This window comes from Streptomyces sp. NPDC054866 (assembly GCF_053610745.1).
Window position 1 is genome coordinate 129,962 of sequence record NZ_JBSGZA010000011.1, and the last position, 19,516, is coordinate 149,477.

Genomic DNA, 19,516 nt, shown 5'->3' on the forward strand with positions numbered 1-19,516 from the left:
GAAGAGGCCAGAGCTAGAGCCTCTTCCGGTAGTGGTAGCGGTCGTACGGGCCGTCCACCCTGCGCTGCACCATCTCGTAGCCGTACCGAGGGTAGAGCTTCCGGTTCTCCCACATCATCGCGTTCGTGTAGAGCCGGACCTCGGGAAGGCCGAGCGACCGCGCCCGCTCGTCCACGAAGGCGAGCAGGCGGCGGCCCACCCCTTGGCCCACGCCATCGGGGTGGACCGCGATGCTGTCCAGGAACAGGTGGTCCTCGTGCGGGACGAGGACCAGGACGCCGATCACCGGGTCGCCGGTGACATACACCCGCCCCGCCGCCACCTCCGCCGCGTGGTCCGCCTCCATGGGGGCGGGCACGACACCGATGCGCTCGATGTAGGGGTGGTACGCCGCGTCCGTCACCGCCTTCACAGCAGGGACGTCGGCGGCGGTCGCGGGGCGGATGTCGTCGTTCGTGCCTTGGATCATGCCTTTACGTCTACGTCAGTCCTCCTGCCCCGCACCAGCAGTTTCTTCAGGAGAGGCCAGAGCACGATCAGCGCGATGATCACGTACACCGTGATCGAGAAGGGCGTGTCGACCAGGCCCCTGACACTGCCGTCGCTGATCTGCAGGGCGCGGCGCAGCTGCTGCTCCGCGTTCGGGCCGAGGATGACGCCGATGACGGCGGGCAGGACAGGCAGTCCGTAGCGCCGCATGCCGAAGCCGATCAGGCCGATGATCAGCAGGATCACCAGGTCCAGGGCCTCGCCGCCGACCGCGTACGCGCCCACCGCGGCGAAGAAGAGAATGCCCGCGTAGAGGTAGGGCCTCGGGATGCGCAGCAGCTTCGCCCAGACGGGGGCCAGCGGCAGGTTCAGGGCCAGGAGCAGGACCATGCCGACGAAGAGGGACGCGATCAGGCCCCAGACCAGGTCGGGTTCGCGCTCGAAGAGGAGCGGGCCCGGCTGGATCCCGTACTGCTGGAAGGCCGCGAGCATGACCGCCGCCACCGCCGTCGTGGGCAGGCCGAGCGTCAGCATGGAGACCAGGGTGCCCGCGGCCGATGCCGAGGACGCCGACTCGGGTCCGGCCACACCTTCGATCGCGCCCTTGCCCCACTCGTCCTTGTGCTTGGACAGGCGCTTCTCGGTGACGTACGAGAGGAAGGTGGGGATCTCCGCGCCGCCCGCCGGGATCGCGCCGAAGGGGAACCCGATGAGCGGGCCGCGCAGCCAGGACTTCCAGGTGCGCTTCACATCGGCCTTGCCCAGCCAGGGGCGCCCGACCGGTATCGCCTCGCCGCTCGTGCGCCGCAGGTGGGCCGCGACCCACAGGGCCTCGCCGATCGCGAAGAGACCGACCGCGACGATCACCACGTCGATGCCGTCGGCGAGTTGGAGGGAGCCGAAGGTCAGACGCTGCTGCCCGGTCATCTGGTCGAGGCCGACCAGGCCGAGGGTGAGGCCGATGAGGAGCGAGGCGAGTCCTCGTACGCGCGAGGAGCCGAGCACGGACGTCACGGCGATGAACGCGAGGACCATGATGGCGAAGTAGTCGGGCGCGCCGATGTCGACGGCGAGTTCCGCGACGGTCGGCGCGAGCGCCACCAGGAGGATCGTGCCGATGATGCCGCCCGCGAAGTGCCCGATGGCGGCGGCCGCGAGGGCTTGCGCGCCCCGTCCGGCCTTCGCCATCGGGTTGCCCTCCATGGCGGCCACCACCGCCGCGCTCTCGCCCGGTGTGTTCAGCAGGATCGAGGTCGTCGAGCCGCCGAACATCGCTCCGTAGTAGATGCCCGCGAACATGATGAACGCGCCGGTCGGCTCCAGGCCGTACGTCACGGGCAGCAGCAGCGCCACCGCCATCGCGGGGCCGATGCCGGGCAGGACGCCGATCGCGGTGCCCAGGAGCACGCCGACGGCGGCCCAGAGCAGGTTCATGGGGGTGAGGGCCGTGCCGAAGCCGTCCATCAGGGAGTTGAAGGCGTTCATGTCACAGCACTCCCATCAGCGGCCCGCCGGGCAGCGGCACCCCGAGCAGGTTGTTGAAGACGACGTACGTGATGAGGGAGATCCCTGCCGCGATGAGCGGATCGCGGTCCAGGTGGCGGCTGCCCAGCGCGTACGCCGCGCCCCAGAAGAGCAGGGCGCCCGCGATGGGGAAGCCGAGCGGCTCGATGAGGACGGCGGCGCCGAGGAAGACTCCGGCCAGGAGCAGCACGGTGCGCCAGTCGGCGGGTTCGGACAGGTCGATGTCCTCGCCGCCCTCGGCCTCGCCGCGGCCGCCGCGCAGGACGTCGATCGCGAGGAGCACGGCGACGACCAGGAGTCCGATGCCGACAGCGATCGGGACCGTCTTGGGGCCGATCGGGCCGCGCTGGGCGATCTCGACGTCCATCGTGAGCGCGTCACTGAGAACGAGCACGCCGAGGGCCAACAGCATGAGGCTCACGCCGAGTTCGGAGTGCTCGCGCAGCCAGGCGCGGCGGCTGCTCCCGCTCTCCTCGGGCGGGTTTTCGGTGCTCGTCGTCACAGTCCCAGCTCCTTCAGCACGGAGACCACGTTCTTGTCCTGTTCGGCCAGGAAGTCGCCGAACTTGTCGCCGGTGAGGAAGGCGTCGTCCCAGCCGTTGGTCTTGAGGGACTTGCGCCACTGAGGGGAGTCGTGGAGCTTCCTGACCAGGCCGGTGAGCTTCTTGCGTTCCGCTTCGGAGAGGCCGGGCGGGGCGACGATGCCGCGCCAGTTGGTGAAGTCCACGTCGTAGCCGGACTCCTTGAGGGTCGGGCCCTTCAGGCCGTCGACGCGCTTCGGTCCGGTGACCGCTAGCAGCCGCAGCTCGCCCGACTTGATCTGGTCCAGGTACTCGCCGACGCCCGAGACGCCGAAGGCGACCTTCTTGCCGAGGATCGAGGCGAGGAGCTCGCCGCCGCCGTCGAAGGGGACATAGTTGACCTTCTTCGGGTCGATCCCGGCGGCGCGGGCCATCAGCATCGGGGCGAGGTGGTCGGGGCCGCCGGGGGACGAACCGCCGCCGACGGGGAGCTTGCCCGGGTTCTTCTTCCATGCCGCGACGAGCTGCTTGATGTCCTTGTACGGCGAGTCCTTGGCGACCACGACGACGTCCGGCTCCTCGGTGAGGCGGGCGATCGGGGTGGTGTCGGCGAGGGTCTTGGGCGAGTGGTTGGAGCGTGCGGCGCCCACGACGCCGAGGCCCATGGACATGGCGAGCTTGCCATTGCCGTGCTCGCCGACGAGGCGGCTGAGGCCGACGGTGCCGCCGGCGCCGGGCAGGTTGAACACCTCGATGTTGTGGGTGAGTCCGGCGTCCTCGGCGTTCTTCGCCGCGGTGCGGGCGGTGATGTCGTAGCCGCCGCCCGGGGTGTTGGGGACCATGAAGCGCAGGCCGGGGATCTGTGTGCCGGTCTCGGCGCCGCTGCCCGTCGAGAGCAGAGGCGGCCCTGCGAGCACGAGCAGCGCGGCCCCGAGCAGGGCAAGGGGTGTGCGCAGACGCACGTGTGCCACCACCTGTCGGTACGTAGTCGGGGTACCTGGTCGGTACGGAGGAGTTGATGCGGCCGGGCTCCCCGTGGGGGAGAGAACCCGGCCGCCGTCCGCGGGGACGGGGATTCCTGTGAGGTGGCCCACATGTTGCCTGCGCGTTAAGAAGCTGTCTCTCTTCCGGAATCAACGGACGTTGTGGTCGTTGTGGTCGCGCCCATAGCCTGCGGCGATGACAAGGGTGCTGGTCGTGGACGACGACTTCATGGTCGCCAAACTGCACAGCCGTTATGTGTCCGCGGTGGACGGGTTCTCGGTGGTGGGAGTGGCGCACAGCGGTACGGAGGCGCTGGCCGCTGTGGAGCGGCTGCGCCCCGATCTCGTCCTTCTTGACATCTATCTGCCCGATATGGACGGCATCGCGGTGCTACGGGAGTTGCGTGCCGTCGAGGAGCGGGACCGGGACCGGCAGCCGCTGGACGCGCTGTTCATCACGGCCGCCCGGGACGCGGAGATCGTACGGGCGGCGCTGCGGGCCGGGGCCCTGCACTACCTGATCAAGCCGTTCAACCAGGCCGCGCTGCGCGAGCAGTTGCTGCACGTGGCGGCGTTGCGGGCCCGCCTGGACGGCCTGGACGAGGCGCGCCAGGAGGACGTCGACCAGATCTTCGGCCCCCGCCCGCCCGGCTCCCGCGAACTCCCGAAGGGCCTGGCGGCGCACACCGCGGACCTGGTCGAGCAGACGCTGCGGGGCCACCCGGCCGGACTCTCCGCCTCGGAGTGCGCGCAGGAGGGCGCCCTGTCCCGGGTCAGCGCGCGCCGCTACCTGGAGTTCTTCGCGGACACGGGCCGGGTCGAGGTGACGCTGCGGTACGGGGGGACGGGGCGGCCGGAGCGGCGCTACCGGTGGGTGCGGTAGGGGCCCCGGAGGGCCCACCATGAGCACGGGCTATGAGGCGTTGGCCAGCTCTTCGACCGCCTGGTCCACGAGGTGGGAGTCCGGGTAGGGGACCTTGCCCATGCCGAAGTCCTCCACGGTGTCGACCTTGAGCCGGCGTACGGCCTCGTGCAGGCGCCGCGGCAGACGGGCCGCACGCGGCGCGACCGGTCGGCCCTGGTGCGGGGAGCGGGGGGCCGGCGGCTCGGTCAGGGTGATGGCCTGCTCGGCCCAGAAGGTGGCATCGCGGACCTCGCCCCGGCTGCGGTGGTAGAGGCTCAGGCACTGCGCGGCGACCGCGTTGCCGGCGCCTGCGGAGAACTGCCACCAGAACTGGGCGCCTTCGCAGCACCCGGCCAGGCTGAGCAGGCAGGCGAAGTAGAGGGCGCCGTCGGGGTTGTCGGGCCCACGGGTCGCCAGCTGGGAGAGGTGTCCGGCGGCTTCGGGGTGGTGCAGGACTTGGGTGGACACCGCGTCCAGGTGGAGTGTGGCCTGCTCGTGGACGGTGGGCATCTGGCCTGCCGGGCCGGGCGCGGCCCCGAACATCAGGTTCTGGGTGACGTCCCTGACGATCTCCTGCTTGAGGTCGTCGAGGTCGGCGTCGGTGAACACGTCGTCCATCGCAGCCTGGGCGAGGATGGTGTCGATGTGGCTCGGCACGGCGTTACTCCTTCTCGTCGGCGGCTGGATCGATCGACAGATCGAGTTTGATGGCCAGGCGCTGGCGCGCCAGGCGCCGGTGGTAGCGAACGGTGTCAGCTTTGATGCCCATGATGTGGGCGATGCGCCGAGAGGGATAGCCCAGGACGTAGTGGAGCACGATGACGTCGTACTGGCGCTCGGGGAGGCCCGCTATCGCGGTGTACAGGCCGAGGGCGGATTCCATCGCGGTGAACCGGTGACGCGCGGCCTCCAGGGTGGCGCGGGCGGTGTGCTGGAGGGCGGCGCTCTGTGCCACCTCGGACCGGGCGGGCCGCCCGGCCAGCCGCAGGTGGATCTCCACGCGCTGTTTGAGGAGCTTCCAGGCGTAGGCTTCCGGGCTCCCCTCCTTCTGTACGTTGCGCCAGTTCAGGGCGAGGTACCGGTAGCAGCGGCGCACGATGGTCTTGGCGGCGTCTTTGTCGCCGAGCATCGAGTGGGCGTAGCGCAGTTGGGGCTTGGCGTTGCGGGTGTAGCACGCTTCCAGGTCGGGGGGCATCTCGTAGGACATGCCGGTGAGGCTGTGCAGGTCCGAGAACGGCGCGTGATCCATGCCGGCCAAGGAGAAGACGGTGTCCTTGGGCCGCTCGGCGTCCTCGGACGGCACCGACGTGGTGTGGTCGCTCATCACTGGGCCCCCTCGTCGCTCGGGGCCGGCAGCAGCTCGGCGGTGTCGGAGAGACGTTTCCCCTTGAGCAGTTCGGCGGCGCCCACGCGCACTCCGGCACGCAGCAGGCGGCGCGTCAGATGGCGTGCGTCAGGGGCGAAGACCCGCAGCGCGGTGACGACGACCGTCGCGGCGAGCAGTTCGTCGAGGGTGAAGGTCACTGTTCCTGTCCTTTGTCCTGCTGACGGCAGACCGTCCTGCACCAGGTGCGGACCACCGGAGAACGTCGATGTCCTCAACCGCAGGATTTCGGATCGCCGGGGGCAAACGCGTATGCCAGAGGCAGCCAATTCTGGACGCAAAGTGACTTGGGAGTAACTGTGGGACAGAATTCACGTTCGAAGTGAACGACGGGTAACTGGCCGTCACTCTGAGTGCAGCCCTCTGGCCAGCGCAAACCCTCCCCTCGCGAGGGGCTCAGACGTACGTCCCGCACTCCCTCCCGAGCCGCTCACGCCCCCGCGCCGCGTTCAGAACCGGCATCAAATGTGACTGACGTCACTCGGTGGTGGCCAACTCCGGTCACTCATCGGCCTGTTGGGTCACCCGGGGTCGAACTGGCGGACGCCATAAGGCCAGACGTCCGCGCGGCCGTGCCCTCAACGGCACCCCTTCCACAAACTCCACCGGACCGGTTCGTAGATCGCGTAACCGGCCAAACAGGAACTCCCAAGGGCCCAGCCTCAGCCCTCGGTTAGCCCTCCCTTAACCCCACCATAAAGATCGCCATCACCCCCTCCCAGCAGGCGAATTCGGGGATTTCAGCGGCTAGCTTTCTCGTCGCCGGGCCGGTTACGAACCGTCGGCGCCGCACGCATTCGGGGGGCGGCACCGGCCGTTCGCAACCGTCTCGTGTCCCCACCCCCCAGAACCGCCGCTGAGGAGAACCACTCATGACCGCACGTCGCAAGGTCGCCGCGATCGCCGCCGTCGGCATCGCCCCGCTCGCCCTGACCGCCCTTTCGGCCGCCCCCGCCGCCGCGCACGGTTCGATGACGGACCCGGTGAGCCGTGTCTCCGCGTGCTTCCAGGAAGGCCCCGAGGCCCCGAAGTCGGCCGCCTGCAAGGCGGCTGTCGCGGCCAGTGGCGCGCAGGCCTTCTACGACTGGAACGGCGTGAACATCGCCAATGCCGCGGGCAAGTCGAAGGAGATCATCCCCGACGGCAAACTGTGCAGCGCGGGCAACGACAAGTACAAGGGCCTCGACCTGCCGCGCGCCGACTGGCCGTCGAGCAAGATGTCCGGCGGCAACCACACCTTCCGCTACAAGGGCACCGCCCCGCACAAGGGTTCCTTCGAGCTGTACATCACGAAGGACTCGTACGACCCGTCCAAGCCCCTGAAGTGGTCGGACCTGGAGGAGAAGCCGTTCGTCGACGTCACCGACCCGAAGATGGAGAACGGTGACTACGTCTTCGACGGCAAGGTCCCGGCCAAGTCGGGCCGCCACCTGATCTACTCGATCTGGCAGCGCTCGGACTCCCCCGAGGCCTTCTACACCTGCTCCGACGTCGTCTTCGGCAAGGACAGCGGCGGCGGGGCCGCGGCTCCGGCCCCGACCGCGTCCGCGCCCTCCGAGAAGGACATCGCCGCGGGCGCCGAGAAGTCCACCGTCGAGCACCAGGGCCACGGCGACAGCGACGCCAAGACGGGCGCCGAGGCCTCCGAGGCGGCCCCGGCCGCCGGTGACGACACGGCCGGGGGCGACAACACCGCCGCGAACCAGCCCGAGGTGAACGGCGGCGCCGCGAAGCCCGCCGCGGCCACCAACGAGAACCTCGCCGAGACCGGCGGCGACAGCACCACCCCGTACATCGCGATCGGCGGCGCCGCCGCCCTCGCGATCGGTGCCGCGGCCATGTTCGGCACGGCCCGCCGCCGCACGGCGCGCCACGGCCGCTGAATCCTCTGAGAGCCCGCTGAGCCGCCGCTGACTCCGGTCAGCGGCGGCTCTCGGCTCGGGACAACACTCTCGGCTCAGGAGAAGCAGGTGCTCGGCGTCGCGTGCGCCGGGTCGAGTGCGTTCGCGACCTCGTGGTGCGCGACGCGGTCGAGGATCCCGATCGCCACATGCTCCGACAGGTCGACGGGGCACAGGTCCTGGATGGTCACGTTGCGTACGCCCGGGCCGTCCAGGAATTGCGTGCGGTACGGGGTGACCACCTCGTCGTACTTGGTGGCGATGACGGTGTAGCGCACGCCGGGGACGGTGTCGCCGCCTTCGTTGAGCTTGGTCAGGAACGGCGATCCGGCCACCTGGTCGGCGAGGCTCGGGGTCTTGGTGGTGAGCAGGTCCTCGATGCCGGGGAAGTAGGGCAGCAGCTTGGTGAGGCCGAGCAACGTGGTGCCGTGGTTGTCCGGCGCGAGGCCGACCAGGGCGTTCACCTTCTCCGCGCCACCGAGGAACTTCAGGTAGTAGCGGGGCATCATGCCGCCCTGCGAGTGGCCCACGAGGTCAGCCTCGGCCGCGCCCGTCGATGCGAGCACCTTGTCGACGAAGCCGTCGAGCTGCTCGGCCGACTTGTCGATCGGGCCGAGCCCGTTGAAGAACGGCACTCCTGGCAGCTGGCCCTAGTCGAGGGAGTAGACGCAGTAGCCGCGCCTCACCAAGTAGGGCGCCAGGACGAGCCAGTTGTCGATGGAGTTGCCGAAGGTGCCGTGGACGAGGACCACGGGGCGCGGGTGGGCGGCGGACGGCTTGCAGTCGTAGTCGTTCCAGCCACTCGACGAAGAGGCAGCGGCGGCGGGGGCGGCGGACGCCGTGCCAGCGGCGGGAGTGAGGGTGAGCAGGCCCGTCACGAGAATCGTCATGAGGAGGGCGGCGGTGAACGCTCTGAGCGTTCGTCTCCAGGGCAGCATCGGGTGATCTCCTTGCGGCTCAAGGGAGTTGCGATGGGTGAGCCCTGTGATCCGGATCACGAGGATGCCGTGCACACGACAAATTACGGGCGAGTAGTAAAAGTGTGAAGCTGCGCGTCGGCAAAACTTCCAGCAGGCACTGGCACGGTCACGCGGCCCGCCGCCTCACCGTCCGGGCGGCGATACGAGCCCCACCTCGTACGCGATGATGACCAGTTGGACCCGGTCACGGGAGTCCAGCTTGGTGAACAGCCGCGCCACGTGCGCCTTCACCGTCGCCACGGTGATGAAGAGTTCAGCGGCGATCTCGGCGTTGGACAGACCGCGGCCGACCAGCGTCAGCACCTCGCACTCGCGGTCGGTGATGCCGTCGACCGTCCGCCGGGCCCGCTGCTCCGGAGCGGGCCGCGCGGCGAACTCCGCGATCAGGCGCCGCGTGACGCTCGGCGCGATCAGGCCGTCCCCGGAGGCCACCACGCGGATCGCCGCGAGGATGTCCTCAAGTGCCATGTCCTTGACGAGGAATCCGCTCGCGCCCGCGCGGAGCGCGCCGTACACGTAGTCGTCGTCATCGAAGGTGGTGAGCACGAGGACGCGGACCGGCTCCGCCTCCGTCTCTGCCTGTGCCTGCGCCTCCGCCGTGATCAGACGCGTCGCCTCGATGCCGTCCATGCCGGGCATGCGGATGTCCATCACGACGACATCGGGGCGTACGTCGCGGGCCAGCCGCACCGCATCGGCGCCCGTCCCCGCCTCCCCCACGACCTCGATGTCCGGGGTGTCGGCCATCAGGACGCGCAGGCCCGCGCGGACGAGGGGCTGATCGTCGGCGAGGACGACCCTGACGGCGGGGCCGGTCATCGGGCCTCCACCGGCGGCAGAGGCAGCAGCGCCGTCACCCGGAAGCCGCCCTCGGGCCGCGGCCCCGCGGTGAACCGGCCGTGCAGCAGGGCGACTCGCTCACGCATGCCGACGAGGCCGAACCCGGTGCCCGCGGGCAGGCCGCCGCGGCCGTCGTCCTCGACCGCGAGGGACAGTTCGCCGTCCCTCTGCTCGACGGTCACCCGGCAGGAGTCCGTCCCCGCGTGCCGTACGACATTGGTGAGGGCCTCCTGAAGGATGCGGAACGCGGCCAGGTCGATGTCGGCCGGCAGCGGCCCGCGCTCCCCCACCCTGCGGATCTCCGCGCGGACCCCGGCGTCCCGCGCCGCCGCGGCGAGGCGGTCGACATCGGCGAGCCCCGGAGCGGGTTCGCGGGGCGGCGGCGCGGAGGCCTCACGGGCGGCGTCCCGCGTGCCATCGGCGGCTCCCGGCTCCGGCCTGCGCAGCGCCACCAGCGTCCTGCGCAGCCCCGCGAGGGTCTCCCTGCTGGTGGCCTCGATGGTGGTGAGCGCGTTGCGGGCCTCCGCGGGCTGGGTGTCGATGACCCGGCTGCCCACGCCCGCTTGGATGGCGATGACGCCGATGCTGTGGGCGATCATGTCGTGCAACTCCCTTGCGATGCGCAGCCGTTCGGCGGTGACGGCACGGGCCGTGGCCTGGGCGCGCAGCGCGTCGGCGTGTGTTCGGCGCTCGCGGGCCGAACTGCCCGCCATCCAGGCGGCGATGAGGGCGACGGCGACGAACGCCACGGTCTCGGCATTGTTGTTCGCCCAGCCGGAGGTCTCGCAGCCGCCCGGCTGGTAGGGGGGCCGGCAGCCGTCGTCGGGCGGGAAGGCGAAGAGGGTGACGGCCTGTGTCGTGAACGCCATGAGGGCGGCGGGGATTGAGGTGCGGCGCGAGCGGGTGGCCGCGAGATAGCCGACGGCGCAGACCCCGGCCAGCGTCTGGAGGTAACTGACCTCCGTCTTGCGCATCTCCATCGTGGCCGCCGCCGCGCCCAGGAGCAGGAAGGCGAGCGCGGGCAGCGGCCGACGCCTGAGGAGCGAGGCGACCACGGCCGTCAGCGCGATCGACGCGAGGACCATCAGGAGGTCGAAGCCATGCTGTCCGTGGTCGAAGGTCACGTACGTGACGAGCGGATGGATGAGGGCTCCGCTCCAGGCCAGGCCCGTGCGCACGGGCGGCCACAGGCGCCGGGCCACGCGTCGGCTCCGCCCCTCCTCGGCCGTGGGCTGACCTGCGTCGATGTCCATGCGCCGATCGTATGTGCCCTTTCCTCGCGGGGGTATTGGCCCGCGGTCGTACGCCCAGGGGCTACCGGAGCCGGCGGCGGGTGTGGCCTTCGGCCCGATGCCGCGCGGCCCCGGCCGGCGGCACCGTGGTCCGGGTGATCGAAGTCAACGAACTGACGAAGCGGTACGGCGACAAGAGCGCCGTACACAATCTGAGTTTCACGGTGCGCCCGGGGCAGGTCACCGGGTTTCTCGGCCCGAACGGCGCGGGCAAGACGACGACCCTGCGGATGCTCCTCGGCCTGGTGGCCCCCAGCGGCGGAACCGCGACCATCGACGGCCGCCCCTTCCGGGACCGGCCGCGCGGGCTGCGTCACGTCGGCGCGCTGCTCGACGCGGGCGACGTGCACGGCGGTCGTACGGCCCGCGCCCATCTGCGCGCCCTGGCCCACGGCAACGACATCCCCCGGAGCCGAGTGGCCGAGGTGCTCGACGAGGTCGGCCTCACCGAGGTGGCCCGGCAGCGCCTGGGCGGCTTCTCGCTCGGCATGCGGCAACGCCTGGGTATCGCGACCGCGCTGCTCGGCGACCCGCCCGTCCTCCTCTTCGACGAGCCCCTCAACGGCCTTGATCCGGAAGGGGTGTTGTGGGTACGCGGGCTCTTCCGGCGCCTTGCCGCCGAGGGCCGCACGGTCTTCGTGTCCAGCCATCTGATGTCGGAGATGGAGAACACCGCCGACCAGCTCGTCGTCATCGGCCGGGGCGAGCTGATCGCGGCGGAGAGCCTCACCGACTTCGCGGCGCGGGGTACGCGGCTGAGCGTGACGGTGCGTACTCCGGACGCCCTGAGGCTGACGGAGGCGCTGGGCGCCGAGGGTGCGTCGGTGGAGTCGGCCGGCGGCACGCTCACCGTCACCGGTCTGCCCGCGGCCCGCATCGGTGAACTCGCTTTCCAGCACCGGGTGTTGCTGCACGAGCTGACCACGCGGGCCGCGTCCCTGGAGGAGGCGTTCATGGAACTCACCGCCGACAGCGCCGAATACCTGGCAGGAGAACCGCGATGACGGCCCTCACCCTGACCGCCCCCGCCCCGGAACCCCGCGCCCGCTTCCGTCATCTCGTCGGCGCCGAGTGGATCAAGCTGTGGTCCCTGCGCTCGACGTACTGGGTCCTCGCCGCCGCCGCGCTGATCGTCACCGGGATCAACGCGAACTCCGCCTGGTCCAACCTCGACTGGCTGACGCGTCAGGATCCGGCCGTCGTCGGGGAGGGGCCGGGGTACGACACGCTGTCGAGCGCGTTCGTCGATCCCGCCTGGCAGATCCTCGTGGTCGTCGCGGGCAGCATGGGCGCCCTCACGGTCTTCGGCGAGTACACGAGCGGCCTGATCCGCACGACGTTCACCGCCGTCCCCGACCGGCGCGCGGTGATGGCGGCCAAGGCCGCCGTCGTGACCGCGGTGATGCTCGCGCTCGGCACCGTCGTCTCGGTGGCTTCCTTCGGCGTGACGCAGGCGATCCTGCGGGAGCACGGGGGCCTGTCGATCGGCGATCCGGGCGCGCTGCGGGCCGTCGTGGCGTCCGCGCTGCTCGCGCCGTTGAGCGCGCTGGTGGGCATGGCCGTCGGGGCGCTCGTGCGGCACGCCACGGGCAGCATCGTCACGACCCTCGTGACGCTGGTGCTGCTTCCCGCACTCCTCCAGGGCGACGAGTACCGGTGGGTCAAGGAGATCGGCAACGCGATGCCGCTCACCGCGTGGCAGGTCCTCGTCGAGAACCCCGCGATGGGCTACACACCGGTCAAGTACGCGGCGACCATCACCGAGGCGTGGATCGTGTTCGCGGTGTGGCCGCTGGTGGCGGCGGCCGTCGCGGTGGTCACCGTGCACCGCCGCGACCTGTAGCCCCCGTGGCTACGCCGCCAGCGTTCCCGGCACGATCGCGCCGGGGCCGAACTTGGCCCGCGCCCGGTCGGCCACCGCCTCGATCCTGCGGGCCCTGTCGTCCACCGGGTCGAACATCAGCTGGTGGGCGGCGTGTTCGGCGGGGCCGAGCCCTTCGGCGCGCAGCGAGATGCCGCGCACCCGAGCCCGCTGGAGGCCGAGCGCCTCGTACATCCGGTACGCGGACGCGGTCAGCGCGCAGGAGTGCGCGGTCGGCTCGGGCAGCGCGCGCGTGCGGGTCGTGGTGGAGCGGTCGGCGTAGCGCACGGTGAGGGTCAGGGAGCGGCACACCTGGTCCTCGTCGCGCATCCGCGCGCCGAGTTCCTCGGTGATGGAGAGCAGCGCCCTGCGGTGCCGCGTGGGGTCCAACTCGTCGCGGGGGAAGGGGCGTTCGGAGCCGAGGGAGCGGGCGGCGGCATTCGGCACGACGCGTGCGCGGTCGATGCCGAGCGCCTTCTCGCGCAGCTCACGGCCCGCGCGGGCACCGACGAGGCGTTGCAGCGTGGACAGCGGCGCGGCGGCCACCTTGCCTACGGAGTCGAGCCCGTACGAGCAGAGGGTGCGGGCGGTGGCGCGGCCGACCCCCGGCAGTTCGGCGACCGGCTTCGGCCCGAGGAACTCCGCGACGGCGTCCGGGTCGGCGCCCACGGCCCGGGTCACCCCGGGCGCGGCCTCCCGGGCGGCCATCCGCGCGAGCATCGACCCCGGCCCGGCGCCGATCACGCAGTCCACGCCGTGGTGGGCGAGCGCCCGCACCCGGATCACCGAGGCGAGCTCGACGGCGTCCCGCCCGAAGTAACGCATCGCTCCCCGTACGTCGACGAGCGCGGAGTCGGGCGGCAGGGCCTCGACGACAGGGCTGAACTCGCCGAGCAGCGTGAGCAGCCGGGGCACGGCGGCCTCGTACATCGGCGGCAGAAGGAACCGTACGCAAAGAGTGCTCATCCCGCGCTCCCTGGACTCTGGTGCCACAACTTCCGTCCTGTCGCCGCCCGTTCACCGGGGGGCTGGAGGTCGGCCCAGGGGTGCATCTCGTACCCCGTGGACATCCGGATGCGGCGGCCGTCGTCCGCCGGGGTTCCGTCGGACGCCTCGTCCGGCCCCGGCTCGGCGAGACGTGCTCCCACCGCTTCGAGTCCGCCCTCCTGCCGCAGCTCCACCAGTTCCGCCAGGTTCCACGCGGCGGCGCCGACCACGCTGAGGCTGCGGGGCCCGCGCCGCTGCACCACTCCGCGGACCAGGAGCAGCCAGGAGTGGAAGACGGTGTGCGCGCACCGTTCGTGCGCGTCGTCGAAGAAGGCCAGGTCGACCAGGCCCGTGCCGTCGTCCAGGGTGGTGAAGATGACGCGTTTCCCGGAGCGGATCGGCGGGGTCTGGGTGGCCGCCTTGGCGCCCGCGACCAGGACGGTCGCCCCGTGTTCGGCCTCCCGCAGGCGGCGGGCGCTCAGCACGCCGAGCTCCCGGAGGAACTCCGCGTGGTCGCCCATGAGATGGCGTGAGGAGTCCATGCCGAGGACGCCGAGCTCGGCGCTGAGCCGTTCCGCGTCGTCCAGGTCGGGCAGCCCGGCCGGGGCTGTCTTCCGCCCGCCGGACAGGGGGAGTTGGGCCCCGGAGGAGCCCCGCGAGCCCCGCCGGAGTTCCGTCAGGTGCAGTTGCAGATCGCGGCGGTTGGCGCCGAACGCGTCGAGCGCGCCGACCTGTGCGAGCCGCTGCGCGAGCGGTTTGCCGGGCCTGGCCCGCTCCCAGAAGTCGAGGAGCGAGGCGTAGGGCTGCCCGTCCGCGATCCGCGCGGCCTCGGCCTCGCTGATGCCGTGGACGTCGGCCAGCGCGAGACGCAGACCCCAAGTCTCCCTGGGCTCGGACACCAGTTCGATACGGTGAGCGACCGCGGACCGGTTCACGTCCAGCGGAAGGATCGGCACCCCTCGCCGCCGCGCGTCCGCGAGCAGCAGCCGCTTCGGGTACATGCCGGGGTCGTGCGTGAGCAACCCCGCGTAGAAGGCGGCCGGATGATGGGCCTTCAGCCACGCCGACTGGTACGTCGGCACGGCGAAGGCCACCGCGTGCGCCTTGCAGAAGCCGTACGAGCCGAAGGCCTCGATGATCTCCCACGTCCGGCCGATCGTCTCGGCGTCGTAGCCCTTGGCCGCCGCCTGCTGCGCGAACCAGAACCGGATCCGTCCCTGCGACTCGGGGTCGGAGAGCCCGCGCCGCACCCGGTCCGCCTCGTCGCGTCCGCAGCCGGTCATGATGTCCACGATCTCGATGATCTGCTCGTGGAAGACGACGACGCCGTACGTCTCCTCGAGCGGCCCCGCCAGGTCCGGGTGCGGATAGCGGACGGGCGCGCGGCCGTGCCGGGCCTCGATGAAGGGCCGCACCATGTCGGCGGCGACAGGACCCGGCCTGAAGAGCGAGATGTCGACGACCAGGTCGTGGAAGGTCGCGGGCTGAAGGCGTCCGACCAGGTCACGCTGGCCCGGCGACTCGATCTGGAAACAGCCCAACGTCTCGGTGGACTTGATGAGTTGATACGTCGCCGGGTCCCCCGGCGGCACCGCGTCCACGTCCACCCGCGTGCCCGTGGCCCGCTCGACCTCCTCCACCGCGTGCGCCATCGCCGACTGCATCCGCACCCCGAGCACATCGAGCTTGAGCAGCCCGAGGTCCTCCACGTCCTCCTTGTCGAACTGGGACATGGGGAAGCCCTCGCCGCTGGTGGGCATGACGGGCGTACGCGCGAGCAGCGAGGCGTCGGAGAGCAGCACCCCACACGGGTGCATGGCGACCCCGCGCGGCAGCGCGTCCAGGGCCTCGACAAGATCCCACAGGCGGCCGTGGCCCTCCTTCTCCCCCGCGACCTCCCGCAGTTCGGGCAGCTCCTCCATCGCCGAGCGGGCGTCCCGGGCGCGGATGTGCGGGAAGGCCTTGGCGATCTTGTCGATCTCGGCCGGGTCCATGGAGAGCGCGGCGCCCACGTCGCGGATGGCATGGCGGACCCGGTAGGTCTCGGGCATGGCGACGGTCGCGACCCGCTCGGTGCCGAAGCGGCCGATGATCGCGCGGTAGACCTCGAGGCGGCGTGCCGACTCCACGTCGATGTCGATGTCCGGCAGGACGGCACGGCGCGTGGAGAGGAACCGCTCCATGAGCAGGCCGTGCTCGACGGGGTCGGCGTGCGCGATGCCGATGAGGTGATTGACCAGGGACCCGGCGCCGGAGCCGCGCGCCGCCACCCTGATGCCCAAGTCGCGTACGTCGTCGACCACTTGGGCCACGGTGAGGAAGTAGGAGGCGAAGCCGTGGTACGCGATGATGTCCAGCTCGTGGTGCATCCGCTCCCAGTAGCCGTGGGCGCCCGGGGCGCGGTCGTACCCCCGAAGGACCATCCCCGCCGCCGCCCGCGAGGCGAGTACGCGCTGGGCGGTGCGGCGGCCCGCGCCGACGAGGTGCGGCTCGGGGAAGCGCACGGAGCCGAGGCCGATGTCGTCCTCGGGGTCGACGAGACACTCGGCGGCGGCCGACTGGGTCTGCTCCACGAGGCGGTGGGCGGTGTCGCGGCGGAAGCCGGCGGCCTCCACGATCCGCTCGGCGTTGCCCAGCATGGCGTCGGCGCCCTTCAACCACCGTTCCCCGCTGTCGAGTTCCTTGGTCGGGTCGACGGGGACGAGGCGGCGCGCGGCGTCGAGCACGTCGGCGACCGGGCCCATACCGGCGTCGGCGTAGCGGACGGCGTTGCTCAGTACGGGGCGGACGCCCTGCTCAGCGGCGAAGCCGACGGTGCGGGCGGCGAGGCGCAGCGATCCGGGTCCGGTGCCTTCGCGGCCGTGCCACACAGTCTCCAGGCGCAGCGCGTCTCCGTAGCGCTCACGCCAGGGGGCGATGAGGCGGGCGGCCCGGTCGGGGCGCCCCGCGGCGAGCGCGCGCCCCACGTCGGAGGCGGGGCCGAGCAGCACGGTCATGCCCTCGCCGTGGTTCTCCTCCCACGGAAGCACGGGCTGCCCCTCGCCGCTCCGGTGCGCGGCGGTGATCAGCTGGCACAGCGCGGCCCAGCCCGTGGCGCCGTCGCGGGCGAGGAAGGTCACGCGCGGGGTCGACTCATCGATGAAGGCACCTCCGCGCACCGGGGTCCGCCGCCGCGCACCGCGCGGCGGAGCAGGCTCCCCCACCGCGAGCTCGGCCCCGAACAGCGGCCGCACCCCCTCCTTCGCGCAGGCCTTGGCGAACCGGACGGCCCCCGCGAGGGTGTCCCGGTCGGTGAGCGCGAGGGCGTCCATGCCCCGCTCGGCGGCGCGCTCGGCGAGCCGCTCCGGGTGCGAGGCCCCGTACCGCGTGGAGAACCCGGAGACGGTGTGCAGATGCGTGAACCCTGGCACACGCACCTCCTGAAACCCTGAACCGATCCGACCTCACATCCCCCACCTCCACCATAGACCAACTTTCGAACGCATGTACGACACCCGAGTCGAACCGCACCTCTCTTCGCCCATTCGGCCCCGCCCACCTGCGGGAACGACAGGGGGCACGGAGCGTGGGGGCATGAGTTTCACCGATGAGTTGAAGAGCGCCGTCACCCCGCGAGCAGCCCTGCTGGTCATCGGTGTACTGGCCTTGCAGCTGCTGTTCATCGCCTCCTACGTAGGGGCCCTGCACGACCCCAAGCCGAGAGACGTGCCCTTCGGAGTCGTCGCTCCGGGGCCCGCGGCCCAGGAGACATCGGACAAGCTCGGGAAACTCCCCGACGAACCGCTCGACCCGCGTGTGGTCAAGGACGAGGCCGCGGCCCGGCACCAGATCATGAACCGCGACATCGACGGCGCCCTGATCGTCGACCCCCGGGGCACCACCGACACCCTCCTGGTCGGCTCGGGCGGCGGCACCGTACTCGCCACCGCCCTGGAGAAGATCGCCACCGAGGTCGAAGGGGCCGAGAAGCGGACGGTCAAGACCGTGGACGTGGCCCCGGCGTCCACCAAGGACTTCGACGGGCTCTCGTCCTTCTACCTGGTCGTCGGCTGGTGCGTCGGCGGCTATCTGTGCGCGTCGATCCTCGCGATCAGCGCGGGCTCCCGGGCCGCCAACGGCCCGCGCGCGCTGATCAGGACCGGCGTCATGGCGCTCTACTCGATCGCGGGCGGTCTGGGCGGCGCGATCATCATCGGGCCGATCCTCGGCGCCCTGCCCGGCAGCGTCATGGGCCTGTGGGGCCTCGGCTCGCTGATCGTCTTCGGGGTCGGCATGATCACGCTCGCACTGCAGTCGCTCACCGGCATCGTGGGCATCGGCCTCGCCGTCCTGCTCGTCGTGATCGCGGGCAACCCGAGCGCGGGCGGCGCCTTCCCGCTGCCGATGCTGCCGCCGTTCTGGAAGGAGATCGGCCCCTGGCTGCCGCCGGGCGCGGGCACCTGGGTGGCCCGCTCCATCGCGTACTTCAAGGGCAACGCGATCACCGGGCCGATGCTGGTGCTCGCCGCCTGGGCGGTCGTGGGCACCGCCGTCACCCTGGCCATGTCCGCGCTGCGCGGGGACCGCCAGCCGGGGCAGAAGCCCGCGATGCAGGAGACGGAGACGGACAGCGGCGCCCACCGCGGGTGAGGGCCCGCTCCCCGGCCGTTGTCAGACCCGGGTGCGAAGCTGGAGCGATGATCACCACCCTGGCGGTCGAGAACTACCGCTCCCTGCGCAAACTGATCGTTCCCCTCGACCGGCTGAACGTCGTGACGGGCGCGAACGGCACCGGCAAGTCGAGCCTGTACCGCGCGCTGCGCCTGCTCGCCGACTCCGCGCGAGGCGGTGCGGTGGCCGCCCTCGCCCGCGAGGGCGGGCTGCCCTCCGCGCTGTGGGCGGGCCCCGCGAAGGCGGAGGCGACCAGCCTGCGCCTCGGCTTCGCGGGCGACGAGTTCGGGTACGGGGTGGACTTCGGGTATCCGATCCCCACCTCGGGATCCGGCGCGGCGCCCTCGATGTTCAACCTGGACCCGGAGATCAAGCGCGAGTCCACCTGGGCCGGGCCCGTCCTGCGCCCTGCCGCGCTGCTCTGCGACCGCGCGGGCCCCGCCGTGCGCACCCGCACCGCCGACGGCGGCTGGCACCGGACCCAGGGCATCCGCCCGTACGACAGCATGCTGAGCGAGCTCGCCGATCCGCAGCTGGCCCCCGACCTGCTGCGGCTGCGCGAGCTGATCCGCTCCTGGCGGTTCTACGACCACGTCCGCACCGACGCCGAAGCCCCCGCCCGCGCCGCCCGCATCGGCACCCGCACCCCAGTCCTCGGCCATGACGGGGCGGACCTGGCGGCGGCCCTGCAGACCATCCGCGAGATCGGTGATCCTGCGGCGCTCGACGCGGCGGTGGACGACGCCTTCCCCGGCAGCCGGGTGGGCATCGTCGAGCAGGGCGGACGCTTCGAACTCCAGCTGCACCAGCGTGGGTTGAACCGCCCTCTCGGAGCGGCCGAGCTGTCCGACGGCACCCTGCGCTATCTGCTGTGGACCGCGGCCCTGCTCACGCCCCGGCCACCGTCCCTCCTCGTCCTGAACGAACCGGAGACGAGCCTGCACCCGGATCTCCTGCGCCCCCTCGCGGACCTGATCCTGACCGCGACGAAGGACACGCAGGTCGTCCTGGTGACCCATGCCCGCCCTCTCGCCGATGCGGTGGCCAAGGGGGCGGCCCGCCACCGGGTCGACGTCAACTCCATAGAACTGGTGAAGGAGTCGGGCGAGACGACGGTGGCGGGCCGCGAGAGCCTCCTGGACGAGCCGCTGTGGTACTGGCCGAAGCGCTGAGTTCGACGCTGCGGGTCGTCAGTGGCTGG

17 protein-coding genes and 1 pseudogene are annotated in these 19,516 nt (G+C 71.5%); 6 read left to right on the forward strand and 12 right to left on the reverse strand.

Annotation, left to right across the window (positions count from 1 at the left end; all coding sequences use genetic code 11):
• Positions 1–13 precede the first annotated feature (13 nt).
• The 4 genes from ACWGI2_RS38440 to ACWGI2_RS38455 are packed head-to-tail and all read right to left on the reverse strand — an operon-like array spanning position 14 to position 3,495.
• Positions 14–469, reverse strand: a complete 456-nt coding sequence (locus ACWGI2_RS38440) for a GNAT family N-acetyltransferase (RefSeq protein WP_453700517.1) — start codon at positions 467–469, stop codon at positions 14–16.
• Positions 466–1,974, reverse strand: a complete 1,509-nt coding sequence (locus ACWGI2_RS38445; protein WP_453700519.1) for a tripartite tricarboxylate transporter permease — start codon at positions 1,972–1,974, stop codon at positions 466–468. Before ACWGI2_RS38445 ends, ACWGI2_RS38440 begins: the two co-directional genes overlap by 4 nt.
• 1 nt (position 1,975) lies before the next feature.
• On the reverse strand, positions 1,976–2,515 hold the full coding sequence (locus ACWGI2_RS38450) for a tripartite tricarboxylate transporter TctB family protein (RefSeq protein ID WP_453399293.1): 540 nt from the start codon (positions 2,513–2,515) through the stop codon (positions 1,976–1,978).
• Entirely contained in the window at positions 2,512–3,495 is a 984-nt protein-coding gene (locus ACWGI2_RS38455; protein WP_453700618.1) for a Bug family tripartite tricarboxylate transporter substrate binding protein, read from the reverse strand. Before ACWGI2_RS38455 ends, ACWGI2_RS38450 begins: the two co-directional genes overlap by 4 nt.
• Positions 3,496–3,712: 217 nt before the next feature.
• On the opposite strand from ACWGI2_RS38455, the gene ACWGI2_RS38460 reads away from it, so the two are divergent.
• On the forward strand, positions 3,713–4,399 hold the full coding sequence (locus ACWGI2_RS38460; RefSeq protein ID WP_453700521.1) for a response regulator: 687 nt from the start codon (positions 3,713–3,715) through the stop codon (positions 4,397–4,399).
• 30 nt (positions 4,400–4,429) lie between these two features.
• On the opposite strand, the gene ACWGI2_RS38465 is transcribed toward ACWGI2_RS38460, so the two are convergent.
• The 3 genes from ACWGI2_RS38465 to ACWGI2_RS38475 are packed head-to-tail and all read right to left on the reverse strand — an operon-like array spanning position 4,430 to position 5,944.
• On the reverse strand, positions 4,430–5,077 hold the full coding sequence (locus tag ACWGI2_RS38465) for a hypothetical protein (protein WP_453700523.1): 648 nt from the start codon (positions 5,075–5,077) through the stop codon (positions 4,430–4,432).
• Between the two features lie 4 nt (positions 5,078–5,081).
• A complete protein-coding gene (locus ACWGI2_RS38470; protein WP_453399290.1) occupies positions 5,082–5,744 on the reverse strand; it encodes a sigma-70 family RNA polymerase sigma factor in 663 nt (220 codons plus the stop codon).
• Positions 5,744–5,944, reverse strand: coding sequence for a hypothetical protein (locus ACWGI2_RS38475; protein WP_160504161.1), 201 nt, complete (start codon positions 5,942–5,944; stop codon positions 5,744–5,746). Before ACWGI2_RS38475 ends, ACWGI2_RS38470 begins: the two co-directional genes overlap by 1 nt.
• A gap of 732 nt (positions 5,945–6,676) precedes the next feature.
• Here ACWGI2_RS38475 and ACWGI2_RS38480 point away from each other — a divergent pair.
• Positions 6,677–7,687: a lytic polysaccharide monooxygenase gene (locus ACWGI2_RS38480; protein ID WP_453700524.1), complete on the forward strand. Its 1,011-nt coding sequence runs from the start codon at positions 6,677–6,679 to the stop codon at positions 7,685–7,687.
• 74 nt (positions 7,688–7,761) lie between these two features.
• Here ACWGI2_RS38480 and ACWGI2_RS38485 read toward each other — a convergent pair.
• The 3 genes and pseudogenes from ACWGI2_RS38485 to ACWGI2_RS38495 all read right to left on the reverse strand — a co-directional run bounded on the left by ACWGI2_RS38485 (position 7,762) and on the right by ACWGI2_RS38495 (position 10,778).
• Positions 7,762–8,643 (reverse strand): annotated as a pseudogene (locus tag ACWGI2_RS38485) (esterase/lipase family protein).
• A 165-nt stretch (positions 8,644–8,808) separates the two neighbouring features.
• Positions 8,809–9,504 (reverse strand): response regulator, encoded by a 696-nt coding sequence (locus ACWGI2_RS38490; protein WP_453399287.1) that lies wholly within the window; start codon positions 9,502–9,504, stop codon positions 8,809–8,811.
• The gene (locus ACWGI2_RS38495; protein ID WP_453700526.1) at positions 9,501–10,778 is read right to left on the reverse strand and encodes a sensor histidine kinase; all 1,278 of its coding nucleotides are present in this window, start codon (positions 10,776–10,778) and stop codon (positions 9,501–9,503) included. Before ACWGI2_RS38495 ends, ACWGI2_RS38490 begins: the two co-directional genes overlap by 4 nt.
• Positions 10,779–10,912: 134 nt before the next feature.
• Here ACWGI2_RS38495 and ACWGI2_RS38500 point away from each other — a divergent pair, with 134 nt between their 5' ends.
• The gene (locus ACWGI2_RS38500) at positions 10,913–11,821 is read left to right on the forward strand and encodes an ABC transporter ATP-binding protein (protein ID WP_453700527.1); all 909 of its coding nucleotides are present in this window, start codon (positions 10,913–10,915) and stop codon (positions 11,819–11,821) included.
• Positions 11,818–12,660, forward strand: a complete 843-nt coding sequence (locus ACWGI2_RS38505) for an ABC transporter permease (protein WP_453700529.1) — start codon at positions 11,818–11,820, stop codon at positions 12,658–12,660. Before ACWGI2_RS38500 ends, ACWGI2_RS38505 begins: the two co-directional genes overlap by 4 nt.
• Before the next feature lie 9 nt (positions 12,661–12,669).
• Here ACWGI2_RS38505 and ACWGI2_RS38510 read toward each other — a convergent pair whose 3' ends face one another.
• Both ACWGI2_RS38510 and ACWGI2_RS38515 read right to left on the reverse strand, forming a co-directional pair.
• The gene (locus ACWGI2_RS38510) at positions 12,670–13,644 is read right to left on the reverse strand and encodes a DNA polymerase Y family protein (protein WP_453700530.1); all 975 of its coding nucleotides are present in this window, start codon (positions 13,642–13,644) and stop codon (positions 12,670–12,672) included.
• On the reverse strand, positions 13,641–17,075 hold the full coding sequence (locus ACWGI2_RS38515; RefSeq protein WP_453700532.1) for a DNA polymerase III subunit alpha: 3,435 nt from the start codon (positions 17,073–17,075) through the stop codon (positions 13,641–13,643). The genes ACWGI2_RS38510 and ACWGI2_RS38515 overlap by 4 nt, the downstream gene beginning before the upstream one ends.
• Positions 17,076–17,238: 163 nt before the next feature.
• On the opposite strand from ACWGI2_RS38515, the gene ACWGI2_RS38520 reads away from it, so the two are divergent.
• On the forward strand, positions 17,239–18,294 hold the full coding sequence (locus tag ACWGI2_RS38520; RefSeq protein WP_453700534.1) for a DUF3533 domain-containing protein: 1,056 nt from the start codon (positions 17,239–17,241) through the stop codon (positions 18,292–18,294).
• A gap of 47 nt (positions 18,295–18,341) precedes the next feature.
• A complete protein-coding gene (locus ACWGI2_RS38525) occupies positions 18,342–19,487 on the forward strand; it encodes an AAA family ATPase (RefSeq protein ID WP_453399280.1) in 1,146 nt (381 codons plus the stop codon).
• Positions 19,488–19,516: the final 29 nt, after the last annotated feature.

Excerpts from the sequence above, each read along its gene's own strand:
- ACWGI2_RS38440 (WP_453700517.1), bottom strand. The coding sequence starts at position 469 with ATGATCCAAGGCACGAACGACGACATCCGCCCCGCGACCGCCGCCGAC.
- ACWGI2_RS38445 (WP_453700519.1), bottom strand. The coding sequence starts at position 1,974 with ATGAACGCCTTCAACTCCCTGATGGACGGCTTCGGCACGGCCCTCACC.
- ACWGI2_RS38460 (WP_453700521.1), top strand. The coding sequence starts at position 3,713 with ATGACAAGGGTGCTGGTCGTGGACGACGACTTCATGGTCGCCAAACTG.
- ACWGI2_RS38470 (WP_453399290.1), bottom strand. The coding sequence starts at position 5,744 with ATGAGCGACCACACCACGTCGGTGCCGTCCGAGGACGCCGAGCGGCCC.
- ACWGI2_RS38480 (WP_453700524.1), top strand. The coding sequence starts at position 6,677 with ATGACCGCACGTCGCAAGGTCGCCGCGATCGCCGCCGTCGGCATCGCC.
- ACWGI2_RS38490 (WP_453399287.1), bottom strand. The coding sequence starts at position 9,504 with ATGACCGGCCCCGCCGTCAGGGTCGTCCTCGCCGACGATCAGCCCCTC.
- ACWGI2_RS38495 (WP_453700526.1), bottom strand. The coding sequence starts at position 10,778 with ATGGACATCGACGCAGGTCAGCCCACGGCCGAGGAGGGGCGGAGCCGA.
- ACWGI2_RS38505 (WP_453700529.1), top strand. The coding sequence starts at position 11,818 with ATGACGGCCCTCACCCTGACCGCCCCCGCCCCGGAACCCCGCGCCCGC.
- ACWGI2_RS38510 (WP_453700530.1), bottom strand. The coding sequence starts at position 13,644 with ATGAGCACTCTTTGCGTACGGTTCCTTCTGCCGCCGATGTACGAGGCC.
- ACWGI2_RS38520 (WP_453700534.1), top strand. The coding sequence starts at position 17,239 with ATGAGTTTCACCGATGAGTTGAAGAGCGCCGTCACCCCGCGAGCAGCC.
- ACWGI2_RS38525 (WP_453399280.1), top strand. The coding sequence starts at position 18,342 with ATGATCACCACCCTGGCGGTCGAGAACTACCGCTCCCTGCGCAAACTG.